This window comes from Bacillus sp. AFS029637 (assembly GCF_002584985.1).
Classification (GTDB): Bacteria; Bacillota; Bacilli; order Bacillales; family Bacillaceae_G; genus Bacillus_A.
In genome coordinates this window covers 1-25,133 of the sequence record NZ_NUPZ01000016.1, presented here as the reverse complement: position 1 = coordinate 25,133, position 25,133 = coordinate 1, and the positions used below count along the sequence as shown (strand labels likewise).

The 25,133-nt window shown below is 37.2% G+C and carries 25 protein-coding genes and 5 tRNA genes; 27 read left to right on the top strand and 3 right to left on the bottom strand.

The features are described from left to right. Positions 1-2 precede the first annotated feature (2 nt). From opp4C to COE49_RS06630, 3 genes are read left to right on the top strand one after another with little or no spacing between them, the layout of a single operon-like run. Positions 3-926 (top strand): oligopeptide ABC transporter permease, encoded by a 924-nt coding sequence (gene opp4C, locus COE49_RS06640; RefSeq protein ID WP_088232828.1) that lies wholly within the window; start codon positions 3-5, stop codon positions 924-926. A gap of 10 nt (positions 927-936) precedes the next feature. Next, positions 937-1,917 (top strand): ABC transporter ATP-binding protein, encoded by a 981-nt coding sequence (locus tag COE49_RS06635; protein WP_098253261.1) that lies wholly within the window; start codon positions 937-939, stop codon positions 1,915-1,917. Next, complete coding sequence (locus COE49_RS06630) at positions 1,914-2,879, top strand: ABC transporter ATP-binding protein (protein ID WP_088232830.1); 966 nt, start codon at positions 1,914-1,916, stop codon at positions 2,877-2,879. Before COE49_RS06635 ends, COE49_RS06630 begins: the two co-directional genes overlap by 4 nt. Before the next feature lie 81 nt (positions 2,880-2,960). Here the strand turns inward: COE49_RS06630 and COE49_RS06625 are convergent, their stop codons facing one another. After that, positions 2,961-3,833 carry a Cof-type HAD-IIB family hydrolase gene (locus COE49_RS06625; RefSeq protein WP_088232831.1) on the bottom strand — a complete coding sequence of 291 codons (873 nt, stop codon included), beginning with the start codon at positions 3,831-3,833 and terminating at the stop codon, positions 2,961-2,963. Between the two features lie 451 nt (positions 3,834-4,284). Here COE49_RS06625 and COE49_RS06620 point away from each other — a divergent pair, with 451 nt between their 5' ends. From COE49_RS06620 to uvsE, 12 genes are all read left to right on the top strand, one after another. Then, positions 4,285-4,392: a DUF3948 family protein gene (locus tag COE49_RS06620; protein ID WP_088232832.1), complete on the top strand. Its 108-nt coding sequence runs from the start codon at positions 4,285-4,287 to the stop codon at positions 4,390-4,392. Positions 4,393-4,434: 42 nt separating this feature from the next. Beyond that, the gene (locus COE49_RS06615) at positions 4,435-4,542 is read left to right on the top strand and encodes a DUF3948 family protein (RefSeq protein WP_088232832.1); all 108 of its coding nucleotides are present in this window, start codon (positions 4,435-4,437) and stop codon (positions 4,540-4,542) included. Positions 4,543-4,585: 43 nt separating this feature from the next. Next, positions 4,586-4,696: a DUF3948 family protein gene (locus tag COE49_RS06610; protein WP_001083682.1), complete on the top strand. Its 111-nt coding sequence runs from the start codon at positions 4,586-4,588 to the stop codon at positions 4,694-4,696. A gap of 334 nt (positions 4,697-5,030) precedes the next feature. Continuing rightward, positions 5,031-6,149 carry a 4-hydroxyphenylpyruvate dioxygenase gene (gene hppD / locus COE49_RS06605; protein ID WP_088232834.1) on the top strand — a complete coding sequence of 373 codons (1,119 nt, stop codon included), beginning with the start codon at positions 5,031-5,033 and terminating at the stop codon, positions 6,147-6,149. A gap of 66 nt (positions 6,150-6,215) precedes the next feature. Further along, positions 6,216-7,172 carry a fumarylacetoacetate hydrolase family protein gene (locus COE49_RS06600; RefSeq protein ID WP_088232835.1) on the top strand — a complete coding sequence of 319 codons (957 nt, stop codon included), beginning with the start codon at positions 6,216-6,218 and terminating at the stop codon, positions 7,170-7,172. Then, the gene (locus COE49_RS06595) at positions 7,138-8,310 is read left to right on the top strand and encodes a homogentisate 1,2-dioxygenase (RefSeq protein ID WP_088232836.1); all 1,173 of its coding nucleotides are present in this window, start codon (positions 7,138-7,140) and stop codon (positions 8,308-8,310) included. The genes COE49_RS06600 and COE49_RS06595 overlap by 35 nt, the downstream gene beginning before the upstream one ends. Before the next feature lie 231 nt (positions 8,311-8,541). After that, positions 8,542-9,957, top strand: coding sequence for a branched-chain amino acid transporter BcaP (bcaP, locus tag COE49_RS06590; protein WP_088232837.1), 1,416 nt, complete (start codon positions 8,542-8,544; stop codon positions 9,955-9,957). A 108-nt stretch (positions 9,958-10,065) separates the two neighbouring features. After that, the gene (locus COE49_RS06585; protein ID WP_098882670.1) at positions 10,066-11,337 is read left to right on the top strand and encodes an MDR family MFS transporter; all 1,272 of its coding nucleotides are present in this window, start codon (positions 10,066-10,068) and stop codon (positions 11,335-11,337) included. Between the two features lie 251 nt (positions 11,338-11,588). Beyond that, on the top strand, positions 11,589-12,674 hold the full coding sequence (locus COE49_RS06580; RefSeq protein WP_088232839.1) for a D-alanine--D-alanine ligase: 1,086 nt from the start codon (positions 11,589-11,591) through the stop codon (positions 12,672-12,674). Positions 12,675-12,734: 60 nt separating this feature from the next. Beyond that, positions 12,735-14,111 (top strand): UDP-N-acetylmuramoyl-tripeptide--D-alanyl-D-alanine ligase, encoded by a 1,377-nt coding sequence (gene murF, locus COE49_RS06575; RefSeq protein WP_088232840.1) that lies wholly within the window; start codon positions 12,735-12,737, stop codon positions 14,109-14,111. Positions 14,112-14,416: 305 nt separating this feature from the next. Then, a complete protein-coding gene (gene cshA / locus COE49_RS06570) occupies positions 14,417-16,009 on the top strand; it encodes a degradosome RNA helicase CshA (protein WP_088232841.1) in 1,593 nt (530 codons plus the stop codon). 94 nt (positions 16,010-16,103) lie between these two features. Continuing rightward, positions 16,104-17,066 carry a UV DNA damage repair endonuclease UvsE gene (uvsE, locus tag COE49_RS06565; RefSeq protein ID WP_088232842.1) on the top strand — a complete coding sequence of 321 codons (963 nt, stop codon included), beginning with the start codon at positions 16,104-16,106 and terminating at the stop codon, positions 17,064-17,066. A gap of 94 nt (positions 17,067-17,160) precedes the next feature. Here the strand turns inward: uvsE and COE49_RS06560 are convergent, their stop codons facing one another. Then, a complete protein-coding gene (locus tag COE49_RS06560) occupies positions 17,161-17,709 on the bottom strand; it encodes a rhomboid family intramembrane serine protease (protein ID WP_088232843.1) in 549 nt (182 codons plus the stop codon). 92 nt (positions 17,710-17,801) lie between these two features. Between COE49_RS06560 and acpS the strand changes: the two genes are divergently transcribed. The 6 genes from acpS (at position 17,802) to COE49_RS06530 (ending at position 23,734) form a co-directional block, all read left to right on the top strand. Then, complete coding sequence (gene acpS / locus COE49_RS06555; RefSeq protein WP_088232844.1) at positions 17,802-18,161, top strand: holo-ACP synthase; 360 nt, start codon at positions 17,802-17,804, stop codon at positions 18,159-18,161. A 156-nt stretch (positions 18,162-18,317) separates the two neighbouring features. Beyond that, the gene (locus COE49_RS06550; RefSeq protein ID WP_140417508.1) at positions 18,318-19,268 is read left to right on the top strand and encodes a LolA family protein; all 951 of its coding nucleotides are present in this window, start codon (positions 18,318-18,320) and stop codon (positions 19,266-19,268) included. A gap of 118 nt (positions 19,269-19,386) precedes the next feature. Beyond that, a complete protein-coding gene (gene alr / locus COE49_RS06545; RefSeq protein ID WP_088232846.1) occupies positions 19,387-20,556 on the top strand; it encodes an alanine racemase in 1,170 nt (389 codons plus the stop codon). A 299-nt stretch (positions 20,557-20,855) separates the two neighbouring features. After that, positions 20,856-21,143, top strand: coding sequence for an antitoxin EndoAI (locus COE49_RS06540; protein WP_000004570.1), 288 nt, complete (start codon positions 20,856-20,858; stop codon positions 21,141-21,143). 4 nt (positions 21,144-21,147) lie between these two features. After that, positions 21,148-21,498 (top strand): type II toxin-antitoxin system endoribonuclease NdoA, encoded by a 351-nt coding sequence (gene ndoA, locus COE49_RS06535; RefSeq protein ID WP_000635965.1) that lies wholly within the window; start codon positions 21,148-21,150, stop codon positions 21,496-21,498. Positions 21,499-21,565: 67 nt separating this feature from the next. After that, positions 21,566-23,734: a Tex family protein gene (locus tag COE49_RS06530; protein ID WP_141552100.1), complete on the top strand. Its 2,169-nt coding sequence runs from the start codon at positions 21,566-21,568 to the stop codon at positions 23,732-23,734. Positions 23,735-23,791: 57 nt separating this feature from the next. Here the strand turns inward: COE49_RS06530 and cmpA are convergent, their stop codons facing one another. After that, entirely contained in the window at positions 23,792-23,908 is a 117-nt protein-coding gene (cmpA, locus tag COE49_RS06525) for a cortex morphogenetic protein CmpA (RefSeq protein ID WP_076542505.1), read from the bottom strand. Positions 23,909-24,103: 195 nt separating this feature from the next. Between cmpA and COE49_RS06520 the strand changes: the two genes are divergently transcribed. The 6 genes from COE49_RS06520 (at position 24,104) to COE49_RS06495 (ending at position 25,130) form a co-directional block, all read left to right on the top strand. Beyond that, a complete protein-coding gene (locus tag COE49_RS06520) occupies positions 24,104-24,562 on the top strand; it encodes a SprT family protein (protein ID WP_088232848.1) in 459 nt (152 codons plus the stop codon). Positions 24,563-24,676: 114 nt separating this feature from the next. After that, positions 24,677-24,751 (top strand) — tRNA-Asn (locus COE49_RS06515). Between the two features lie 3 nt (positions 24,752-24,754). Further along, positions 24,755-24,845 (top strand) — tRNA-Ser (locus tag COE49_RS06510). A gap of 8 nt (positions 24,846-24,853) precedes the next feature. Next, positions 24,854-24,928: transfer RNA gene (locus COE49_RS06505), tRNA-Glu, on the top strand. Positions 24,929-24,932: 4 nt separating this feature from the next. Beyond that, a tRNA-Val gene (locus COE49_RS06500) sits at positions 24,933-25,008 on the top strand. Between the two features lie 46 nt (positions 25,009-25,054). Next, positions 25,055-25,130, top strand: a tRNA-Asp gene (locus COE49_RS06495). Positions 25,131-25,133: the final 3 nt, after the last annotated feature.

The window sequence follows — 25,133 nt, the reverse complement described above, 5'->3', positions numbered from 1 at the left end:
ATATGGAGACTATTACACCAATAATAGAGAAAAAGAAAGAACGGAAAAAGAGAAATGAATCATCACCATGGCGCCAAGCGTATAAAAAAATCAAGAAAAATAAGATGGCACTGTGTGGCTTATACGTTTTAATATTTATGTTTTTATTTAGTTTTATCGGTCCAATCTTTTCACCGTATGCTGATGGGAAAGTACAAGTAACACAAATTAATAAACCACCCAGCCTGTCACATTTGCTTGGAACAGACCAGTTGGGGCGGGATATTTTAACTAGACTTATGCAAGCGGGGCGTATTTCATTAACAATTGGTTTAGCGTCGATGCTACTATCCGTTATACTAGGAGCCTTATTAGGAGCAATTGCTGGTTTTTATCGAGGGGTTGTGGATCATTTAATTATGCGAGTTGCGGATGTGTTAATGTCCATTCCGGGATTACCGCTACTTATTATAATGGGAGCAATTTTATCAGAATGGAAATTACCATCCGAATACCGTTTATATGTTGTAATGATTATTTTAAGTTTAGTAGGATGGCCGGGACTTGCTCGTCTTGTGAGAGGACAAATTTTAACATTGCGAGAGCAAGCCTTTATGCAAGCAGCAGATGTATTAGGATTAAAGGATTCTCGAAAAATTATTCATCATTTAATTCCTAACGTCTTTCCGTTGCTTATTGTTGTAGCAACTTTGGGCGTAGCTGGATCTATTTTAAGTGAGTCCGCACTAAGTTACTTAGGTCTCGGTGTCGTCCCGCCTACCCCATCATGGGGGAACATGATTAGCGCAGCTAACTCATTAATCGATTTCCAAAAGCGTCCGTGGCTATGGATTCCGCCCGGTTTTGCAATCTTTATAACAGTTGTATCAATTAACTTACTTGGTGATGCACTTCGTGATGCGTTAGATCCAAAGATGAGACGGTAGGTGAGAAGATATGAATAAAGCGGTAGTAGAGCTGAAAGATTTACAAACACACTTCCAAACGGAGGAAGGAACAGTAAAGGCTGTAAACCATGTTAGCTTTGCAGTTCGAGAAGGTGAAACGGTTTGTGTTGTAGGTGAATCAGGGTGCGGGAAGAGTGTAACGGCTTTATCTATTATGGGACTTATTGCTGAATCGGGCAGTGTAGTAGGCGGTGATATTCTATATGAAGGAAAAAGTCTTTTAGGAATGAAAGAGAAAGAACTTCGTAGTTTAAGAGGTAATGATATTGCGATGATTTTCCAAGAACCGATGACATCGCTAAATCCAGTTTTCACTGTAGGAGAACAAATTGTAGAAACGTTAAGAGAGCATGAATTACTTAGTAAAAATGAAGCGTATAAGAAGGCAATCGAATTAATTCGTAAAGTCGGCATAGCTCGTGCAGATGAAATTGTCCATTCTTATCCGCATGAACTAAGCGGCGGGATGTTACAACGTATTATGATTGCTGTTGCACTTAGTTGTAATCCGAAGTTATTAATTGCAGATGAGCCAACAACGGCTCTTGATGTTACGATTCAAGCACAAATATTAGATTTACTAAGACAAATAAAGGAAGAATTCAAAACATCGATCTTATTAATTACACATGACTTAGGTGTTGTAGCAGAAATGGCTGATTACGTTGTCGTTATGTATGGTGGAAAAGTTATTGAAGAAGCCCCGGTACTAGAAATATTCCAAAATCCGAAACATCCGTATACGAAAGGGTTGCTAAAATCTAAACCAGTAATGGGGAAACGAATAGATAAACTTTATTCTATTCCAGGGCAAGTTCCGAATTTAGTTGGTTTAGGGGAATTTTGTTACTTTAGCGGTCGTTGTGAGCATTGTATGGAAATATGTAAAGCAGAAGCACCGAATCTGAATGTACATGATGAGAATCATAAAGTAGCTTGCTGGTTATATGAGGAGCGTGCGGAACAATGAGCGAACCATTATTAGAAGTAACAAACTTAAAGACATATTTCCCGATTAAAGGCGGCATATTTAGTCGAACAATTGGACATGTAAAAGCAGTTGATGGAGTAAGCTTTACTATTAATAAAGGCGAAGTATTTGGCCTTGTTGGCGAATCAGGAAGCGGGAAAACAACGATAGGAAAAACAATTTTACGTCTCGTCCAAAAAACGGAAGGGGAAGTGAAGTTTAAAGGACAAGATGTTTATTCTTTATCCAAGGAAGAATTGAGAAAACACCGTCCTAACATGCAACTCGTGTTCCAAGATCCATTCAGTTCGTTAAATCCAAGAATGAGAATTGGAGAAGCGCTTGGTGAACCGATGTTGGCCCATGGACTAGCGACGAAAGAAAATGTTCGTGAAAAGGTGATAGAAGTATTGGAGTTATGCGGCTTAGCTCCATATCATATTGATCGGTACCCTCATGAGTTTTCTGGTGGACAACGTCAGCGTATCGTTATTGCAAGAGCTATGGTATTAAATCCAGAATTTATTGTAGCTGACGAACCTGTGGCAGCACTAGATGTATCTATTCAAGCACAAATCATTAATTTATTTAGTGAGTTACAGGAGAAAAAGGGATTATCTTATTTATTCATTTCGCACGATTTAAGTGTAGTGGAGCACTTATGTACGAAAATTGGGATTATGTATTTAGGGACGATTGTAGAGACTGCACCGCGCGATGAGTTATTTACGAATCCGCTTCATCCGTATACAAAAGCATTGTTATCGGCTGTGCCAATACCAGATCCAACAGTGAAGCGAGAGCGAATTATATTAGAGGGTGATATTCCAAGTCCAGCGAATCCACCTTCAGGTTGTCGCTTTCATACCCGTTGCCCGTTTGCTACAGAGGTTTGTAAAAAAACAGTACCGGAATTTCGTAATGTTGGCGAAGAGCACTTTGTTGCTTGTCATCATGTATAAAAGAAAAGGACTCTTTCAAAATGTGAAAGAGTCCTTTTTTATCTCGCATTAACTGCCTGTAAAAGCCCGATTAGTTGAACTTTATTTACTAGATGAAGTTTGTTTCAATACAAATTGTTCAATTGCGTGAGCAACACCATGCTCATTATTCGTTAATGTTACAACATCACATAATTTCTTTACATCATCTTCAGCATTACCCATTGCAACAGATAAACCAGCAACTTCTAACATTGGTACATCGTTAAAATTGTCACCGATAGCAATTGTATCTTCAATTGGAATGTTAAAATGAGCAGCCATCTGCTTTAGGCCATTCCCTTTATGCCCATTCTTATCCATAATTTCTAAATTAGTAGGAGCTGACGCTGTAACTGAAATGTCCGCATCTTCTTGTAAAGTTTGTAATAGTTGCTCACGATGAGCAGCATTAAATGTCAAAATGAAGAATTTAGATATTTCTAATTCTGGGTTATTTACAACATCTTCAATCTTTTGGAAATCAGTAATTAAGTTTGATTTCTTTTGCTTTTCTGTAATTCTTTCGAGTTCTTCCAGTGTAACATCTAGCGTATGCTTATTTTCTTCAAATGCCTGCATAACTTGATTTTGCCACGTATAAGGAGAATAGACTCCTTTATTTGTATATAGCTTATATGGAAATCCTTCAGATTCTAGTAATTTTGCAAGTTTGTATACTTTATCGCTTTGTAAACAACACGAGTTAATTACATTTCCATCCACATAAACAATTGCCCCATTGCTTGCTCCAACTGGAAGAGATAATTGATATTCCTCCAATAGTTTTAAAGCATCCTCTTTTGCACGACCAGAACAAATCATTACAATATGCCCAGCTTCTTTTGCATTTTGGATTGCTTGTAAGTTCTCTTTGGAGATTTCAAGATTAGATGACAGTAGTGTACCATCCATATCTAATGCGATTAATTTCAAAATGACCACCTCTTTGTTTTTATTATACATAGTTATATAGAGGAAACATATAAACTTATCTTGGAAAGATGGTGTTTTATCCCGTAGTAACTGTTCGTGAAAATTCAATAGGCTCACCGTCATGTAATAGAGAGTTTTACTTTGATTTGTAACAAGAGTAGGGAAGAAGAGGGGTATATTTCGTTTTACGACCGTAATATTACATTAATGTTACAAACGTGAATCTAGTAGAAAATGCATTAAATCAAGGTTTTTGAAGGTGTTTATAAAAAAACGTAAAAAAAGTGTAATAAAATTTACGTAATTATATTGCAACGTAACAATAGTTATGTTACATTAATGTTACAAACGTTACGTTATTAACTTTAATGTAACGCTAGCATAAAAACTATGAAATAAACATTTCTTAGAAATTACATATAGATAACTTATTAAAAGGAGGATACATAAAATGAACGAGCAAGTATTACAAGTAACAAAAGGTGACTTCGTAGGATCAGCAAGTGGAGCAGTAGTATTAACAGCGTTAATCGTATTTCTATCAAGCGTACTAGTATAATAGAAGTTTTGTAACAAAAACAAACGAAGGGAGAATGAAAAAATGAACGAGCAAGTATTACAAGTAACAAAAGGTGATTTCGTAGGATCAGCAAGCGGAGCAGTAGTATTAACAGCGTTAATCGTATTTCTATCAAGCGTATTAGTATAAATAGAAGTTTTGTAACAAAACAAACGAAGGGAGAATGAGGAATATGAACAGTGAACAAATGTTACAAGTAACAAAAACAGATTTATTAGGATCATTAGGCGGAGCGGTAGTATTAACATCATTTATTCTATTCCTTGCAAATATATTAGTATGAGATATATAAATACAATCATTCAAAAAAAATAAAGACTCTAACGTATTAGTAAATAGTTAATATGTTGGGGTCTTTTTTATTTTCCTCGTACATACCCTCAAGTATTCATGTTATCCCATTATCCCGTAAACCCACTGAATAAAGTTTTATTTTAAAAAGAAAAAAGTCGAATTTTATCTGGAAGAAAAAAGAGGAATTTGGCAGAAAAGATAGAAAATTTTAAAGGTCATAATTTGTTAGCTTGCTAACTAATTTTATTAATGAATGTTGGAAGCGTTTTCGGGTTGGTTTAAGTATGAACCATTTAATCTATTTACAGGGGGATGAGTATTTTATGAAACAAAAATCTATGGATACGCTAGCTGCACAAATGGAGGACTTTTTTCCGGTACGTGATGTAGATCATTTGGAATTTTACGTAGGAAATGCAAAGCAATCGAGTTATTATCTTGCGAGAGCGTTTGGATTCAAAATCGTGGCTTACTCTGGATTAGAAACTGGAAATCGTGAAAAGGTATCTTATGTTCTTGTGCAAAAAAATATGCGTTTCGTTGTGTCTGGAGCTCTAGGTAGTGATAATCGTATCGCAGAGTTTGTAAAGACTCATGGTGACGGAGTGAAAGATGTGGCTTTACTTGTTGATGACGTTGATAAAGCATACTCGGAAGCAGTGAAACGTGGTGCCGTCGCAATTGCTCCACCTGAGGAACTAACAGATGAGGACGGTACATTGAAAAAAGCAGTTATTGGTACGTATGGTGATACAATTCATACGCTTGTAGAGCGTAAAAATTATAAAGGAACATTTATGCCAGGATTCCAAAAGGTGGAGTTTAATATTCCATTTGAAGAGTCTGGTTTAATTGCTGTAGACCATGTAGTTGGTAACGTTGAGAAAATGGAAGAATGGGTTAGTTATTACGAGAATGTTATGGGATTCAAACAAATGATCCATTTTGATGATGATGATATTAGTACAGAGTACTCAGCGTTAATGTCAAAAGTTATGACAAATGGAAGTCGTATTAAGTTTCCTATTAACGAACCAGCAGATGGGAAGAGAAAATCACAAATTCAAGAATATCTAGAATTCTATAATGGAGCAGGTGTGCAACATCTGGCGTTATTAACAAATGACATTGTTAAAACAGTCGAAGCGCTTCGCGCAAATGGTGTGGAGTTTTTAGATACACCAGATACGTATTATGATGAGTTAACTGCACGAGTTGGAAAAATTGATGAAGAAATTGATAGGCTAAAAGAATTAAAAATTTTAGTGGATCGTGATGATGAAGGTTACTTACTACAAATTTTTACGAAACCAATTGTAGACCGTCCAACTTTATTTATTGAAATTATCCAACGTAAAGGTTCCCGTGGATTCGGTGAAGGTAATTTTAAAGCATTATTTGAATCAATTGAAAGAGAACAAGAGCGTCGCGGAAACTTATAAAATTTGTATCCACCAGCAAAACGACCATTGCTGGTGGAAATTTCATTTTCATAGGGAGGAATCATGATGAAATTTGTTACATTTCGTCTCCCTTCGAAAGAAATGCGAGCTGGGTGGCTTGAAGGTGACAAAGTAATTGATATGAATCTTGCGAGTGATGGGAAATTACCTTCTTCTATGTTCGCCTTTTTAGAGAAAGCAGATGAGTATGTAGAAGTAGTGCGTAATATTAAAAATCCAAACAAGGGTATATATTCTTTAGAAGAAGTACAGTTGATGGCTGCTCTTCCTAATCCAAGCAGCATTCGAGATTTTTATGCATTTGAACAGCATGTAAAAACAGCGCGTGGCCGAAGAGGGTTAGATGTTGTTCCTGAATGGTATGATATACCAGTTTTTTATTTTACTAACCATCGTGCTGTAATTGGTCCAGATGATTTTGTAATGGGTCCGAAAAAATCTAAAAAGCTGGATTATGAGTTAGAGATTGCTTGCGTAATTGGAAAAGAAGGGCGAAATATTTCTCGTGAGCAAGCTGAGGAATATATTTTTGGTTATTGTATTATGAACGACTGGAGTGCAAGGGACTTACAAGCAACTGAAATGAAAGTCGGGCTTGGTCCAGCGAAGGGAAAAGATTTTGCGACTTCATTAGGAGCATATCTCGTTACGAAAGAGGAATTAGACGTGTATCGTAATGGTAATCGGCATGATTTAGAGATGACTGCTCATGTAAATGGGAAGTTATTATCGAAGGGTAATTTTCAAGATATTTACTATACATTCGCTGAGATGATTGAACGAGCTTCGGAGGATGTTACGTTATATCCAGGTGATGTGATTGGCTCTGGAACAGTAGGAACAGGCTGTGTTTTAGAACTTGGAACGGAAGAGTGGCTGCAAGATGGTGATGTTGTAGAGCTTACAATTACTGGTTTAGGTACATTATGTAATACGGTCAAAAAAGAAAGGGAAGCAGGTGATGGGCATGTTTTATCGTCACATGGGGGAGCTACCTCATAAACGACATGTACAATTCCGTAAAAAGGATGGATCACTTTATCGTGAACAGGTAATGGGAACAAAAGGTTTTTCTGGCACGCAGTCTATTTTGTATCATCATTATATGCCGACGGAAGTAGGGCATGCGGCACTATCACACTCTTGCCAGTTACAGTATGAAGAGGATGCCTTTCTTGCACATCGTCATTTCCGCACGAAGGAAAATAAAAAAACTGGCGATGCGGTAAGTGGAAGAAACTTCATCCTTGGAAATGAAGATTTATTAATTGGAGTAGTGAGTCCAACAGAAAAAATGGATTATTTCTACCGTAATGGTGATGGCGATGAAATGTTATTTGTTCATTATGGAACAGGGAAAATTGAAACGATGTTTGGAACGATTCACTATAGAAAAGGTGACTATGTAACGATCCCAATTGGAACGATTTATCGTGTTATTCCAGATGCGGGCGAGACTAAGTTTCTTGTTGTAGAGGCGAATAGCCAAATTACAACGCCACGTCGTTATCGTAATGAATATGGACAATTGTTAGAACATAGCCCGTTTTGTGAAAGAGATATTCGTGGCCCGGAAAAATTAGAGACGTATGATGAAAAAGGTGAGTTTGTCGTAATGACAAAGTCGCGAGGGTACATGCATAAGCATGTTCTAGGACATCATCCGTTAGATGTTGTTGGATGGGATGGTTATTTATATCCTTGGGTCTTTAATGTAGAGGATTTTGAACCAATTACAGGTCGTATTCATCAGCCGCCGCCAGTACATCAAACGTTCGAGGGACACAATTTCGTCATCTGTTCTTTCGTACCACGTTTATACGATTATCATCCAGAATCTATTCCGGCACCATATTATCATAGTAACGTGAATAGTGATGAAGTACTGTACTATGTAGAAGGAAACTTTATGAGCCGAAAAGGTGTGGAAGAAGGGTCTATTACACTTCATCCGAGCGGCATTCCGCATGGACCACATCCTGGGAAAACAGAGGCAAGTATAGGAAAGAAAGAAACGCTCGAATTAGCTGTTATGATAGATACATTCCGTCCGCTGCGTATTGTAAAACAAGCACATGAAACAGAAGATGAAAAGTATATGTATAGCTGGATTGAAGAGGGCTCATATACTGTAAAATAAGTGAAAAGAGGCATACTCACTAAGTGAGTATGCCTCTTTTTTGGAATCGACATGTATAATAATACCAAAAAAACATATAGAAAGATATATAGAATGAATGATAAATGTAGTGAATATTCAGAAGAATTTCTACTTATTTCGACAAAAGTATTGACTGAAAAAAGTGTTATGAGTAAAATGAAAAAGCGAATTAAAAATTTTCAGAAAATTTAAAACTTGGAGGAGCAAGCTATGAAGCAAATATTTCAAAAGAAGCCTATTGCAAAGTTAATGCAAGAAAGCAAGCAAAAGACGTTAGCAAGAACATTGGGCGCATTAGATTTAACGATGCTTGGAATCGGGGCAATTGTTGGAACAGGTATTTTTGTTCTAACTGGCGTGGTAGCAGCAAAACATTCTGGACCAGCTATTATATTATCATTTGCAATAGCTGCGTTAGCTTGTGCCTTTGCAGCATTTTGTTATGCTGAATTCGCTTCTTCAGTTCCTGTCTCAGGCAGTGTGTATACGTACACATACGCGACGATGGGAGAGGTATTCGCATTTCTAATTGGATGGGACTTAATGCTTGAGTATTTACTCGCTACATCTGCTGTGGCAAATGGTTGGTCCGCGTATTTTCAATCTTTATTAAAGGGATTTGGAATTCATATTCCTACCATTCTCTCCTCGGCACCTGGTACAGGAAAGGGTGGAATAATTGATTTACCTGCAGTTCTCATTATTTTAGTGATGACGGTTCTTTTATCTAGAGGTGTTCGTGAAAGTGCACGTATAAATAATATTATGGTATTTATTAAATTAGCAGTTGTTCTTATTTTTATTTTTGCTGGTTTTAATTATGTGAAACCTGAAAACTGGACGCCTTTTATGCCGTTTGGTTTAGATGGTGTAATGGCTGGGGCTGCTACAGTGTTCTTCGCCTTTATAGGATTTGATGCAGTTTCAACAGCTGCAGAAGAAGTGAAACGTCCGCAACGTGATTTACCAATCGGTATTATTGCATCATTATTAATTTGTACGATACTTTATATCGTTGTTTCGCTTATTTTGACAGGGATTGTTCCATACGGACAGCTAAATATATCAGATCCGGTTGCTTTTGCCCTTCAATTTATTGGACAAGATAGTTTAGCAGGGGTAATTTCAGTAGGGGCAATCACAGGAATTACAACTGTTATGTTAGTTATGATGTACGGGCAAGTTCGAGTTTCATACGCGATGAGTCGTGATGGATTATTGCCAAAACGTCTTGCTAAGGTCCATCCGAAATTTAAAACACCATTTTTAAATACATGGACGACGGGAATTATTGCAGCACTTATTTCAGGATTAATAGATTTAAATGTGTTAGCGCATCTTGTAAACATGGGGACTTTATCAGCCTTTGCACTTGTAGCTGTTGCTGTTATTGTAATGAGAAGAACTCACCCTGATTTACCAAGAGCATTTAAGGCGCCACTTGTACCAGTTTTGCCAGCATTAACGGTAGTTTTTTGTTTATACTTAATGCTTCAATTATCAGGGACAGCGTGGATTAGTTTTGGAGTGTGGATGGTTATCGGCATAGCAGTTTACTTCCTATATAGCCGAAAGCATAGCGCTTTAAATACTAGTAAAAAAGAAGATGATGTAGCGAATTTATAAGAGGGAAAATCCATTCTAATTATTTTAGGATGGATTTTTTATTCTGAAAATTTACATTGTTCTGAAATTGTTATAAGATAATTGTTGGTTAAATAAAGGGGTGGGGATATGAAAAGTACGTGGCATGAGTTAAGGGCGATGGATCGTAACGTATGGATTCGATTTGTCGGTGAGACATTGAATGGAATTGCAATGATGATGTTAATGCCCTTTTTCGCATTATATTTAAAAGATAAGGTAGATTCATTATTACAGGTCGGAGTTATTATGGCATTTTCTCCAATTGCTGCAAGCTTTGGAGCAATTATAGGGGGAAGAATTGCTGATATATATGGAAGAAAGCCAATTATGATATTTTCGATGGTGAGTAATGCAGTATTGATGCTCGGTTTTTTATTTATAGAAGGATTTATTCCATATGCCATTTTATCTATTTTTTTAGGGTTAAGTAATTCACTATTTCATCCAGCTGCATCAGCGATGGTTGCGGATGTAACAACGCCAGAAAAAAGAACAGAAGCATATGGTTTGTTGCGAATGGGACACAATATAGGTGCTGCGATTGGCCCAATAATGGGAGCATCCGTAGTTGTGTTGTCGAAGAACCTTGTGTTTATTATTGCTTCTTCTACGATGCTTTTTTATGCATTACTAGTATTACTTCTTATTCAAGAGACAATGCCGAAGGGTGCGAATAAGGAAGAGAATATAGAAAAGGAATCTGGGGCAGTTTGGAAAATTGTCGTGAAGGATAAGGCATTAATGATTTACTTATTAGCAGGTATCATTATTTCGATGGGATTCTCTCAAACAGAAGGTATGTTGCCGCTACACTTTGATAATGAAATGAATGATATTTTTGGGGTTAACAATCCATACCCATATTTAATGGCTCTAAATGGACTGTTAGTTGTGTTGTTCCAATTTCAAATTTCAAAATGGGCCGCAGATAAACCTGTCGGAAAAACGATGTTATATGGTGCATGTTTGTTCGGAATTGGATTGTTTTTTATAGGGTGGTTACCGAAGTGGTTTGGAGAATTCGATACAAATGCTACAGTTATTTTAATAACGTTGCTGTTTGTTTATGCTATATATACGTTAGGCGAGATGATTATGTCGCCTGTCCAGATGACGTTTGTAGCGAATTTGGCCCCAGAGCATTTGAGAGGAACTTATATGGGAGCTGCAAGTTTGCAGTGGATTACAGGGAGTGCATTCGGCCCACTTCTAGGAGGTTTTTTATTAGATCGATTACTTGGTCACTTTCTATTTACAATTTTAGCTGTAGGATGTGTAGTTGCAGGTATTGTATATGTTTCTTTAGATCGTCTCGTTGAACAAAGGCAAAAAGACACACTGACCAAACAATCTTCTTAATGAGGAGATGACATACACAAAAAGGGGATTTCTACATATTTTAGGTACATAACTAGATTGGATTACGATTTTATTTTAAAATTCACTTCTGTATAGTTATGAAGAAAGTGAAATAGAAAAAGTGTAGAAAACTAATAAGTGGTGTCATTTAATTATTTGTGGAAGTTGCATTTTATTTCAAATAGGAACTACCTATTTTTATAAAAAGTGCTAAAATAGAAAAATGAAAACAATTGGTTAGGGTGATTTCAGTGACAAAAATTAAATTAGGTTTATTATATGGTGGAAAATCAGCTGAGCATCAAGTTTCGCTACAAACGGCTCTTGCTGCTATTAAAGCATTAAATCAAGATAAATTCGAGATTCATCCAATTTATATTACAGAGCAAGGTCAATGGGTACGCGGTGAGCGTATTGAAGGTGAAGTAACAGATGTTGAAGTTTTAAAAATGAGCGGTGCAGAAAATGCGATTTCTCCGTTATCATTAAGTACAGAAATTATTCCATCTACAGCTTCTGAGGAAAATGCTATCGATGTTATTTTCCCATTATTACATGGACCAAATGGTGAAGATGGAACGGTTCAAGGATTATTAGAATTAATGAACATTCCTTATGTAGGAAATGGTGTTTTAGCATCAGCTGCTGGTATGGATAAAGTTGTTATGAAAAACATCTTTGCAGAAGCTGGATTGAAACAAGCGAAATATGCATCATTCATTCGTAGTGCATGGGAAAAAGATCGTGAAACTGCATATGAAAAAGTAGAAGAAGTATTAGGATATCCTTGCTTCGTAAAACCAGCAAACCTTGGCTCAAGTGTTGGTATTAATAAGTGTAAAAACCGTGAAGAACTTGAGAGTGCATTTGAAGAGGCATTCCAATTTGACCGCAAAATTATTGTAGAAGAAAATATAGTTGGACGTGAAGTAGAAGTTGGTGTACTAGGTAATGACGAGCCGAAATGTTCGGTTGTAGGTGAAATTGTACCGAAAAAAGACTTCTATGATTACAAGTCGAAATATATCGATGGTGATACAGCATTAATTATTCCAGCTGAAATGACAGAAGAAGAGTCTAATGTCATTAAGCGAGATGCGATTATTGCATTCCAATCTTTAGACGGTGCTGGCTTAACGCGAGCTGATTTCTTCTTAACGAAAGATGGCGAAGTATATATTAACGAAGTAAATACAATGCCAGGATTTACGCCGTTTAGTATGTTCCCTCTATTATGGCAACATACTGGATTACCGTATCCGGAATTAATTGAAGAGCTAATTCGTTTAGCGATTGAACGTCACGAAGAAAAACAAAAAATTAAATATACAATCTAACAAAAAAGGAGGAAGCACTATTCGCAGGAATAGTGCTTCCTCTATGTAAGGAGTGTTTTCATGATAAATCGAACGTTAAAACAAGTAGAACAGATGGTAAATGGCACGGGATTAGCAGAGCAGTATGAGGGAATTACTATACAAGGAGTGTCTATTGATACGAGAAAAATTGAAAAAGGAAATTTATATGTTCCGATTCAAGGGGAACGTTTCGATGGACATGCTTTTGTAGATAAAGCTGTTGAAAGTGGAGCTGTTGCTACATTATGGATGAAAGATGTAGCAAATCCACCTGAGAATCTGCCGATTATTTTTGTAGAAGATACGCTATTGGCATTGCAAATGTTAGCGAAAAATTATCGCGATCAATTGGATGTTAAAGTCGTTGGTGTGACAGGTAGTAACGGTAAAACATCTACGAAAGATATTGTAACGAGTCTTCTTGCAACTAAATTTAAAGTTCAAAAAACAGAAGGTAACTTCAATAACCATATTGGTTTGCCTCTTACGATTTTAAATCTAGAAGAAAATACAGAAGTAGCCGTATTAGAAATGGGTATGTCAAGCCGAGGGGAAATTGAATTCTTATCTAAGTTAGCTCGTCCTAATGCAGCTATCATTACGAACATTGGTGAGGCACATTTAATGGATTTAGGTTCTCGTGAGGCAATTGCTGAAGCGAAGTTAGAAATTGTGACAGGATTACAAGAAGGTGGAGTGTTCGTATATAACGGAGATGAGCCGTTATTAACAAATCGTGTTCCTGAAATGAATTTAATGGCTGAAACAGTTACGTTCGGTGATGCTAGAGCGAATGACTATTATCCAACGACTGTAACATTACAGGCGACAGGGACACACTTCAAGATGAATAGAGATGAAAATATTTCATTCTACCTACCAGTGTTAGGGAAACATAATGTGTATAATACACTTGCTTCAATGGCAATCGCGAAACATTTTGGGGTAACGTGGGAAGAAATGAAACAAGGATTAGTAACGCTTCAAATGACGGGCATGCGTATGGAAATTGTAAAAACGGATAGTGGATTAACGATTATCAATGATGCTTACAATGCAAGTCCGACAGCTATGGAAGCAGCATTCCATTTAATGAATGGTTTAGATGGATTCGCTAAAAAAATCGTTGTACTTGGAGATATGTTAGAACTTGGAGATCAAGAAGTACAATTTCATTATGAGGTAGGTAAATTAATCGATCCAGCAAAAATCGCATTTGTATTCACATATGGTAGATTAGGGGCTCAAATTGCTGAAGGAGCAAAAATTAACTTTCCTAGTGAACGTGTAAAGGCGTATGATAATAAAGAAGCGCTAGTAAAAGATTTACAAGCAGTAGTTGATGTGAAAGATGTTGTATTAGTAAAGGCATCTCGCGGTATGAAATTAGAGGAAGTAATTACGATGTTGAAATAATTGGTGTATATAAATAGGGATGATAGCTACGAAAATAGAAGAAACTTATAATAAGCGCTTACAGTAAACATAAAAAAATAAAAGTGAAGAAAAAAGCCCTGAATATGAAAATAAGGTAACAGTTGGGTTTGCTTTTTGCACATACAAAACTTATAATTGATAAAGTGTAATAACGTTTAGAAGTATTTTCGCGAAGAATATACGCCCGTTTATATACGTGAGCATTCAGGAAAAGGGCTTTTCCGCAAATTCGGAAAACGCCTTTTTTTAAATGATAAGTATAGGATAGAAAAGGAGAAGTAACATTGACAACATTTCGAGAATTAGGATTAAGTGAGTCTTTACTGCAATCGGTTGAAAGTATGGGCTTTGAAGAGGCTACGCCAATTCAAGCTGAAACAATTCCACATGCATTGCAAGGTAAAGATATTATTGGGCAAGCACAAACAGGTACAGGGAAAACAGCAGCATTCGGATTACCACTATTAGATAAAGTGGATACACATAAAGAATCGGTTCAAGGTATTGTTATCGCGCCAACGCGTGAATTAGCAATTCAAGTTGGAGAAGAGCTATACAAAATTGGTAAACATAAACGTGTTCGTATTTTACCAATCTATGGTGGTCAAGATATTAACCGCCAAATTCGTGCTCTAAAAAAACACCCACACATTATTGTTGGTACGCCGGGTCGTATTTTAGATCATATTAACCGTAAAACACTTCGCTTACAAAACGTAGAGACAGTTGTTCTTGACGAAGCGGATGAAATGTTAAACATGGGCTTCATTGAAGATATTGAAGCAATTTTAACAGATGTGCCAGAAACACATCAAACATTATTATTCTCAGCGACAATGCCAGACCCAATCCGTCGTATTGCTGAGCGTTTCATGACTGAGCCTCAACACATTAAAGTAAAAGCAAAAGAAGTTACAATGCCAAACATTCAGCAGTTCTATTTAGAAGTGCAAGAAAAGAAAAAGTTTGACGTGTTAACACGCTTATTAGATATTCAATCTCCAGAGCTTGCAATCGTATTCGGTCGTACAAAGCGTCGTGTTGATGAATTATCAGAAGCGTTAAACCTACGTGGTTATGCTGCAGAAGGTATCCACGGTGATTTAACTCAGGCGAAACGTATGTCTGTATTACGTAAATTTAAAGAAGGTTCTATTGAAGTTCTTGTTGCAACAGACGTTGCTGCACGTGGTCTTGATATTTCAGGCGTAACACACGTATACAACTTCGATATTCCACAAGATCCAGAATCATACGTTCACCGTATCGGTCGTACTGGTCGTGCAGGTAAAAAAGGTATTGCAATGCTATTTGTAACACCACGTGAATCAGGACAACTAAAAAATATCGAGCGTACAACAAAACGTAAGATGGACCGCATGGATGCTCCAACACTTGATGAGGCACTAGAAGGTCAACAACGTTTAATCGCTGAAAAACTTCAAAGCACAATTGAAAATGATAACTTATCATACTACAAGCGTATTGCAGAAGAAATGTTAGAAGAGAATGACTCTGTAACAGTAGTAGCTGCTGCTTTAAAAATGATGACAAAAGAGCCAGATACAACTCCGATCGCTTTAACATCAGAACCACCAGTTGTTTCAAGAGGTGGCGGTTCTAAAAAACGCGGCGGTAACGGAGGCGGATACCGTGATGGTAACCGTAATCGTAGTCGTGACGGACGCAGTGGCGATGGTCGTAACCGTGACCGTGACCGTAACCGTGATGGCCGTAATCGTGACGGTAACCGTGATCGCAATCGCGAAGGTAGCCGTGATGGTAACCGTGGTCGTAGAGGCGAAGGTCAAGGTCGCCCAGGTTCTTCAACTGGACGCGGCGAAAGAAAACATCATAGCCGTAAGCCACAAGCTTAATAATAAAAAGAGAATGCCCTTTGTTGGCATTCTCTTTTTTTATTTCTGTAATTGTACATACTACATAATAACTTGTGTAGAAAAGAGGTGTCATATGCTTGTAAGACTTGGGTATGTCGCAATGAGTGTACATTTGAAGAATGCATCTCCATCTCAGACGATGACATATGCGCAGTTTCAACGAATTGATGACAGAGAGGCTGCGATTCATAAACTTGAAAGAATTGCTAATTCGAATTTGGAAAATTGCTTGCGGTTATTAAAGCATAATAACGGGCATGATATATCTTTCTTTCGGCTTAGTTCTAGGCTTATTCCTTTAGCTAATCATGAGGAGTTGTTAGAGTGGAACTATATTCGTCCCTTAAAAGAAAATTTAAAAAAGCTAGGTGATTACGCTATTCGAATGAATATGCGTATTGATTTCCATCCAGATCATTTTGTTGTATTGAATTCACCTGAGGAGAGTGTTTTTAAACAATCTGTAAAGACATTGCAGATGCATAAAAAACTATTAAAAGGTATGGGAATTGAACATAAACAGAGATGTGTATTACATGTGGGTGGGGGTTATAACGATAAGGAACTAGCATTAGAACGTTTTATAGAAAATTGGTCGAGTGTTCCAAGGGGTATTCAAGAAATGATCATATTAGAAAATGATGATACGACCTTTACGTTAGAGGAAACATTATATTTAGGTGAGAAATTAGATATTCCAGTTGTGTTTGATTTGCATCACCATATGATGAATAACGAACAAGAAGATTGGTATGAAGATTGGGCGCGTGTTGTACATACGTGGGAAACATCTTTGTTACCAGTTAAAATGCATATTTCTAGCCCTAGGGACGAGAAAGACCCAAGGGCGCATGCTGATTTTATTGATGTTGAGACGTTTTTATCTTTTTTAAGAAGGATAAAGGGTAGTGTTGGACAAATCGATTGTATGATTGAGGCGAAGAAGAAGGATGAGTCTTTATTCCAACTCATGAGAGATTTAAGTAAACAAACAGATGTGGAAATTGTCGATGGTGCGAGCTTTTATATTAAATGAGCTCTGCACCATCGAATTTTTTGCCTGTAAAAGCCCGAATGGTGAGGGCTAATAATCAGTGGGGGGATGGACAAAGCCCCCACTGATTAAAGTTTCACTTTATTAAAAAAGGGGTGCAAATACCACCAATTATCAATCCTGTTAAGTGGCTGATAGGATTGGCAGAGGGATTAAAGAAAGTAAATAGTAGTAATATACATATCATGATTGAAAAAATAGCGATGTCCTTTGGATTGGAAGAACGATATCGATTATACAATAGAAATAATTGTGCACCTAGCAATCCGAAAATGCCACCAGATGCTCCGGCGTGAATATATTCAAGAGGCATAATAATATAAGTAGAAATATTTCCGAGAATACCAGCAAGGAAAAAAATAATAATGAAAGAAAAATGTCCTAGTTGCTTTTCGATAGAAAAACCAAGTACAAACAAACAAATACTATTAGAAAGAAAATGTTGTAAGTCTACATGTACAAGTAGGGAAGTTATGAGACGCCACCATTCTCCTTTAGCTATATATTCATTGTAGGCTGCCAGAGGAAAGAGGAAAAAGTCACTGAACATAATCATGACTAACTGTATAAGAAGTAAAGAGATGATAATCGGTTGTAAGGGAATGCGTGCAGATCGTAATAGCATGTTGTTAGTATCACTCCTTTTGCATCATAAAGATTCTCTGTTATTCTTACAATATGAAAGAGAAAAGCTAAATAGAAGAAGGGGATTTTGAAATGATTGTAGGGATTGGAATCGATATTATTGAATTGAATCGAATTGAAAAAATGCTAGATGGAAAGCTTAAATTTATGGAACGTATTTTAACTGAAAGTGAACGTAATGTTGCTAAGGGAATGAAAGGGAGTCGCCTCACAGAGTTTGTAGCTGGAAGATTTGCAGCGAAAGAGGCGTATTCAAAAGCGGTAGGGACTGGTATCGGGAAAGAAGTGAGTTTTTTAGATATTGAAGTAAGAAATGATGATAGAGGTAAGCCAATTCTTATTGCGAATACAGAGCATATTGTTCATTTATCAATTAGTCATAGTAAGGAATTTGCTGTCGCTCAAGTTGTTTTAGAAAGCTCGTCACGCTAGTCTGCATATTTTATATCTTTGTCTCATATATTTGAGGTAGCGATAAGGAAGGTATATCTTCCATTCATTTATAGGGGCAAAGGGGCTGAAGTGATGAAAAGGCGTCTGTTTTTAGTTCTTGTCGGTTTATTAACCGTTTTTGTGTTGGCGGGTTGTATGGAGAAAAAACAGGATGATGTCGTGAGAGATTTAGAGGCGAAAGTGAAAGGGATGAAAAGTTATCAAGCTGAAGCGAAATTGTCTATTAAAACAGGGAATGAGCCTCAGGAATATAAAGTGGAAATTTGGCATAAGGAACCTTCTTTTTATCGTGTGAATTTACAGAATGCGAAAAAGGATCAAAGTCAAATTATTTTAAGAAATGAAGAAGGTGTATTTGTATTAACGCCAGCGCTTAATAAGAGTTTCCGTTTTCAAAGTGATTGGCCGCAAAATAGTAGCCAGGCTTATTTATATGAATCGCTTGTGAGAGATATTTTGCAGGATAAGAAAAATCTTACTTTCGAGAAAACAGATAAGTATTATATTTTTAAAACAAAAACAAACTATCAACATCAAAATATGTTGCCGAGACAAGAGATTACATTGAAGAAGAGTGATTTAACGCCGGTTTCGGTGAAGTTAATGGATAATGATCAAAACGTTCTTGTAAAAGTAGATTTCTCAAAAGTGAAATTCGATGCAAAATTTGATAAAGGTGCATTTGATACGAAGCAAAATATGTCTAGAGCGCAAGTTGATGTACCAACAACAGCGAAAGAAGACAAACCGTTTGCTATTTTGTATCCAAGTGATACGCCACAAGGTGTGACGTTGAAAGACGAAAAAGAGTTGCAGACAGACAGTGGCAAGCGTGCGATACTCACATACACTGGAAATAAGAAATCCTTTACTTTAATACAAGAAAAGGCAAAAGTTGCAGAGGCTTCGTCGGCGATAAGTGTAAGTGGCGAATTGGTTGATCTTGGTTTCACGATTGGCGCATTGACGAAAGACTCTCTAACGTGGTCACATAACGGAGTAGAATATATGCTCGTGTCTAAAGGTTTAGAGCCGAAGGAGCTGTTAATGGTTGCTCGTTCAGTTACAGCGAAGCAGGTGAAGTAAACTTTTTAGACGTGGTGATATATATGCACCACGTCTTTTCTTAGTTTGAAGGCTGGATTTCATAAAAGAAGCATATAAAAGAATAAGCTTCGCATATCGTGTATAAGGAAGTGTATTTATGGAAGAAGCACCATTTTACCGTGATACTTGGGTAGAAGTAGATTTAGACGCAATTTATAACAATATTACACACATTAAAGAATTCATTCCAAGTGATGTAGAGATTTTTGCTGTAGTTAAAGCGAATGCATATGGACACGATTATGTACCGGTGGCTAAAACAGCATTAGAAGCAGGGGCGACAAGGTTGGCAGTTGCTTTTTTAGATGAAGCGTTAGTGCTTCGGAGGGCTGGTATTACTGCGCCGATTTTAGTGTTAGGTCCTTCCCCACCCCGTGATGTAAATGTAGCCGCTGAAAATGATGTAGCATTAACTGTTTTTCAAAAAGAATGGGTGGACGAAGCGATAAAACTTTGGGACGGTTCGTCTATAATGAAGTTCCACATTAATTTTGATAGTGGTATGGGAAGAATCGGAATACGAGAACGCAAAGAATTAAAAGGATTCTTGAAAAGTTTAGAAGGTGCGCCGTTCTTAGAGTTAGAAGGGGTTTATACACATTTTGCAACAGCAGATGAAGTGGAGACTTCTTACTTTGATAAGCAATATAACACATTCTTGGAGCAGTTAAGTTGGTTGAAGGAATTCGGAGTGAATCCTAAATTTGTCCACACAGCTAATAGTGCTGCAACGTTACGTTTTCAAGGAATTACATTTAATGCGGTGCGAGTTGGTATTGCGATGTATGGATTATCCCCTTCTGTAGAAATACGTCCTTTTTTACCGTTTGAATTAGAACCAGCGTTGTCGCTTCATACGAAGGTTGCTCATATTAAACAGGTGATTAAAGGGGATGGGATTAGTTATAACGTCACGTACCGAACGAAAACTGAAGAATGGATTGCGACTGTTGCGATTGGCTATGCAGATGGTTGGCTTAGAAGATTACAAGGATTTGAAGTGCTTGTAAATGGTAAAAGAGTACCGATTGTAGGTCGAGTAACGATGGATCAATTTATGATACATCTTCCTTGTGAAGTGCCGCTTGGTACGAGAGTTACACTCATTGGAAGACAAGGCGATGAGTATATTAGTGCTACTGAGGTTGCTGAATACTCCGGGACTATTAATTATGAAATTATCGCAACGATAAGTTTCCGTGTACCGAGAATATTTATACGGCATGGAAAGGTTGTAGAGGTAATTAATTATTTAAATAGTATATAGAAGGTAGTGTGATTTGCTTCTTGTCATTTGAGGGGATTTTTTATTACTGGAGAATAAGCTCGTTTTTGATGAGAAGCTTTTTACTTATAATCACTTTTAATATAAGTTTTGCAGAGGAATTCTTTTATTTCTTATTTAAAATGAGATAAAAATAATAGAAGATGAATGTTTTGCCTGTGAATTGGAAAACATAAGCAAGGAATAAGGAAGTCTTTGCAACAGGCTCCATACAATGGTATTATTACAATAGGTGTCATATATATATTTGGGTGTGTAGTTGACGGTGGAGGTGTATTTTTGTGTCCGAATCAAGTGTAACTACTGAAATCGTGGTTCGGTTGCCAAAGCAAATGGTAACGGAATTGGACGGAATTGGAAAACAAGAGAATAAGAATCGCCATGAACTAATTTGCCAGGCAACACAACTGTTATTGCGTCAACATAAGACGAAGAAACGCTACCAACATGAATCAATGCGACGTGGGTACATTGAAATGGGAAAAATTAATCTTGGTATTGCATCTGAAGCTTTCTTAGCAGAGTATGAAGCAGCTCATACAGTAGAACGCTTAGTTAGCGGGGGGTAATATTTTGATTGTAAAACGCGGCGACGTGTATTTTGCAGACCTTTCCCCAGTTGTTGGTTCTGAGCAAGGAGGCGTTCGTCCGGTTCTTGTCATTCAAAATGACATCGGAAATCGTTTTAGTCCAACGGTGATTGTAGCGGCTATTACTGCACAGATTCAAAAAGCGAAATTACCCACTCATGTGGAAATTGATGCGAAAAAGTACGGTTTTGAGAGAGATTCTGTTATTTTACTTGAGCAGATTCGAACAATCGATAAGCAACGCTTAACGGACAAAATCACTCATTTGGATGAAGTGATGATGAGTCGTGTAGATGAAGCGTTACAAATTAGTTTAGGACTAATAGATTTTTAAATCGGCAGTTTAAGTTGCTCTCTTTGCAGGGCAACTTTTTTTATTATAGAGGAGGTTACGGTTGTATATGGAAATGGTAGATAATCGACAAGCGTTAATGAAAATGTTAGTGAAAGAATTAGGCTTTACCGAAAAGCAGGTTCGTCATGTTATTCAATTAACAGAAGAAGGTAACACAGTTCCATTTATTGCTCGTTACCGAAAAGAATGGACAGGTTCTTTAGATGAGGTACAAATTCGTGCGATTTTAGAGAGATGGCAGTATATGATGCAACTTGAAGATAGGAAGGAAGAGGTTCTTCGTCTTATTGATGAGAAGGGAAAACTGACAGGAGAGTTACGTCAGCAAATTGTGAAAGCTACAAAGTTGCAAGAAGTAGAAGATTTATATCGTCCATATAAAGAGAAAAGAAGAACGAAAGCGACGATCGCAAAAGAAAAAGGATTAGAACCGTTAGCTGAATGGTTATTATTATATAAAAAAGAAGATCCGAATAAAAAGGCAATGGAGTTTATTAATGTAGAGAAAGAAGTACAAACTGCAGAAGAGGCATTACAAGGTGCCCAAGACATTATTGCCGAAATCGTTTCAGATGAAGCTGCATATCGTAGTTGGATTCGGAATGTTACGTTTAGAAAAGGCATTATGTCTGCGGCTGTAAAAGATGAAGAAAAAGATGAAAAGAATATATATGAAATGTATTACAGCTATGCAGAACCGTTGCAGAAAGTAGTACCGCATCGTGTACTAGCGATGAATCGTGGTGAGAAAGAAGATATATTGAGAATTTCTGTTGTTCCGCCAGTAGATGAGATATTAAGTTTCTTATACAAGAAAGTAATTCGTGATAACGAGTCTAAAAGTGCGCATTATGTACAATTAGCGATTGAAGATAGCTATAAACGATTAATGCAATCCTCGATTGAAAGAGAGATCCGAAAAGAATTAACAGAAACAGCTGAGGAACAAGCGATACATATTTTCTCTGAGAATTTACGTAACTTATTATTACAACCTCCTATGAAAGGGAAAGTGGTGTTAGCTGTAGACCCTGCATATAGAACGGGTTGTAAATTAGGTGTAGTAGATGATACAGGGAAGGTTCTACATATTGGTGTTATTTATCCGCATCCGCCTGTACGTAAATATGATGATGCGAAAGCGAAAGTTCTTTCTATTATAGATAAATATCAAGTTGAAATGATTGCGATTGGGAATGGTACAGCTTCTAGAGAATCGGAAGAATTTATAATTGATGTATTACAAAATGTGAAACGAGAAGTCTTCTATATTATTGTGAACGAAGCTGGTGCGAGTGTGTATTCGGCTTCTGATTTAGCACGTGAGGAATTCCCGGATTTACAAGTTGAAGAAAGAAGTGCCGTTTCTATTGGAAGACGTCTGCAAGATCCGCTTGCTGAACTTGTGAAGATTGATCCTAAATCAGTTGGGGTTGGACAATATCAACATGACGTATCTCAAAAGAGATTGAATGAATCATTAACATTTGTAGTCGAGACGGCAGTTAACCAAGTTGGTGTTAATGTAAATACGGCTTCAGTTGCATTGTTACAATATGTTTCGGGTTTATCGAAAACTGTTGCGAAAAATATTGTGGCAAAGAGAGAAGAAGATGGGAAATTTACGAAACGCACGGAATTAAAGAAAATCCCGCGCTTAGGTGCAAAAACGTACGAACAATGTATAGGTTTCTTACGTATATTAGAAGGAGCGAATCCATTAGATCGAACAGGTATTCATCCAGAACAATATAAAAGCGTTGAATTGTTATTGAAGAACTTAGGTTTATCGAAAGATGACGTAGGGCAACCACAATTACAAAAGAGCTTAGAAGAAGTGGATATTTCTAAGTTGTCACAAGAAACGGGAGTTGGAGAGCCAACATTAGTTGATATTATAGATGCACTCATTAGTCCAGAGCGAGACATGAGGGATGAGTTGCCTAAACCACTTCTGAAAAAAGGGATTTTGAAATTAGAAGATTTAAAACGTGGTATGGAACTAGAAGGAACTGTGCGTAACGTTGTTGATTTTGGTGCCTTTGTTGATGTTGGTGTAAAGCAAGATGGTTTAGTACATATTTCTAAACTAAGTACACAATATGTGAAGCATCCATTAGATATTGTATCTGTCGGGCAAATTGTAAAGGTATGGGTCGATGATATTGATACAAAAAAAGGTCGTGTCGCATTATCTATGTTGCCGATTGAATAATAAGAGAAGAGAGCAGATGAAACTGCTCTTTTTTTATGGGATAAAACGTGTAATGCATTATGAGCTTTGATGGGTTTTGCTATAATAAAACCAGCATTCATTTAGTAATTTAATTTGATACCGGTTTTTTTCGAAATATGCGCGTTGCATTTGTTTTTTGAGCCATGTAGGCATAGGAATCCCTCCTTGTTTAATCCTACTCTCAAAAATTCAAGGCACTATTGATGAGAGGTTGGTGAGTGGATTTCTATTTTTGCTATGTTTTTAGAAACCACGCTTCTTGAATGAGGATGGGTATATGTACTATTTAATATATGTATAAGACAGGAGAAAAGTGTAAAAATATTTTTTTGTTTAGGGGGAATGAGGATGGATGAGCAAGAAATACAGCGGCTAGTGGAAGAAGTATCGCTACAATACTTCGGAATGCCGTTTTTACATAAGGCAATGTTTAATAGTAGATTACGTACAACTGGCGGGCGTTATCTATTGAAGAACCACAATATTGAACTAAATTATCGATATTACGAAATGTATGGGGAAGAAGAATTAGTTGGGATCATTAAACATGAACTTTGTCATTATCACTTACATATTACAGGCAGAGGGTATAAGCACCGGGATAGGGATTTTCGAGAACTATTACAGAAAGTCGGTGCACCACGCTTTTGTAAACGAATGATGAATGAAGAGAAGGAAAACAAGGTTTATATGTATGAATGTATAGAGTGTTTGCTTCAATATGTAAGAAGACGTCAAATAAATACAAAAAGATATGTCTGCGGAAAGTGTAAAGGGAAACTAATTCTGATAAAGAAAACATCTTGACAGTGAAAACGCAATCCAGTATATTATAAACATGTCACGTTTGTACAAGATGTTGTGAAAAAACTTCTTGACTTACGATGATAAGTTTTATAAGATACAAATTGTCTTTATTATTCCGCAGTAGCTCAGTGGTAGAGCTATCGGCTGTTAACCGATCGGTCGTAGGTTCGAGTCCTACCTGCGGAGCCATACAGAGAAGTACCCAAGTGGCTCAAGGGGCTCCCCTGCTAAGGGAGTAGATCGCTAACGCGGTGCGAGGGTTCGAATCCCTTCTTCTCTGCCATACATATTGGCCCGTTGGTCAAGTGGTTAAGACACCGCCCTTTCACGGCGGTAACACGGGTTCGAATCCCGTACGGGTCACCACTTCGGAGGATTAGCTCAGCTGGGAGAGCACCTGCCTTACAAGCAGGGGGTCGGCGGTTCGATCCCGTCATCCTCCACCATAATAGTATAATGAAAAGTGAAATGACATTAATTTAAAGATTAAATGGTCCCGTGGTGTAGTGGTTAACATGCCTGCCTGTCACGCAGGAGATCGCCGGTTCGACCCCGGTCGGGACCGCCATTT

Excerpts from the sequence above, each read along its gene's own strand:
- opp4C (WP_088232828.1), top strand. The coding sequence starts at position 3 with ATGGAGACTATTACACCAATAATAGAGAAAAAGAAAGAACGGAAAAAG.
- COE49_RS06635 (WP_098253261.1), top strand. The coding sequence starts at position 937 with ATGAATAAAGCGGTAGTAGAGCTGAAAGATTTACAAACACACTTCCAA.
- COE49_RS06630 (WP_088232830.1), top strand. The coding sequence starts at position 1,914 with ATGAGCGAACCATTATTAGAAGTAACAAACTTAAAGACATATTTCCCG.
- COE49_RS06620 (WP_088232832.1), top strand. The coding sequence starts at position 4,285 with ATGAACGAGCAAGTATTACAAGTAACAAAAGGTGACTTCGTAGGATCA.
- COE49_RS06615 (WP_088232832.1), top strand. The coding sequence starts at position 4,435 with ATGAACGAGCAAGTATTACAAGTAACAAAAGGTGATTTCGTAGGATCA.
- COE49_RS06610 (WP_001083682.1), top strand. The coding sequence starts at position 4,586 with ATGAACAGTGAACAAATGTTACAAGTAACAAAAACAGATTTATTAGGA.
- hppD (WP_088232834.1), top strand. The coding sequence starts at position 5,031 with ATGAAACAAAAATCTATGGATACGCTAGCTGCACAAATGGAGGACTTT.
- COE49_RS06600 (WP_088232835.1), top strand. The coding sequence starts at position 6,216 with ATGAAATTTGTTACATTTCGTCTCCCTTCGAAAGAAATGCGAGCTGGG.
- COE49_RS06595 (WP_088232836.1), top strand. The coding sequence starts at position 7,138 with ATGTTTTATCGTCACATGGGGGAGCTACCTCATAAACGACATGTACAA.
- bcaP (WP_088232837.1), top strand. The coding sequence starts at position 8,542 with ATGAAGCAAATATTTCAAAAGAAGCCTATTGCAAAGTTAATGCAAGAA.
- COE49_RS06585 (WP_098882670.1), top strand. The coding sequence starts at position 10,066 with ATGAAAAGTACGTGGCATGAGTTAAGGGCGATGGATCGTAACGTATGG.
- murF (WP_088232840.1), top strand. The coding sequence starts at position 12,735 with ATGATAAATCGAACGTTAAAACAAGTAGAACAGATGGTAAATGGCACG.
- uvsE (WP_088232842.1), top strand. The coding sequence starts at position 16,104 with ATGCTTGTAAGACTTGGGTATGTCGCAATGAGTGTACATTTGAAGAAT.
- COE49_RS06560 (WP_088232843.1), bottom strand. The coding sequence starts at position 17,709 with ATGCTATTACGATCTGCACGCATTCCCTTACAACCGATTATCATCTCT.
- acpS (WP_088232844.1), top strand. The coding sequence starts at position 17,802 with ATGATTGTAGGGATTGGAATCGATATTATTGAATTGAATCGAATTGAA.
- COE49_RS06550 (WP_140417508.1), top strand. The coding sequence starts at position 18,318 with ATGGAGAAAAAACAGGATGATGTCGTGAGAGATTTAGAGGCGAAAGTG.
- alr (WP_088232846.1), top strand. The coding sequence starts at position 19,387 with ATGGAAGAAGCACCATTTTACCGTGATACTTGGGTAGAAGTAGATTTA.
- COE49_RS06530 (WP_141552100.1), top strand. The coding sequence starts at position 21,566 with ATGGAAATGGTAGATAATCGACAAGCGTTAATGAAAATGTTAGTGAAA.
- cmpA (WP_076542505.1), bottom strand. The coding sequence starts at position 23,908 with ATGCCTACATGGCTCAAAAAACAAATGCAACGCGCATATTTCGAAAAA.
- COE49_RS06520 (WP_088232848.1), top strand. The coding sequence starts at position 24,104 with ATGGATGAGCAAGAAATACAGCGGCTAGTGGAAGAAGTATCGCTACAA.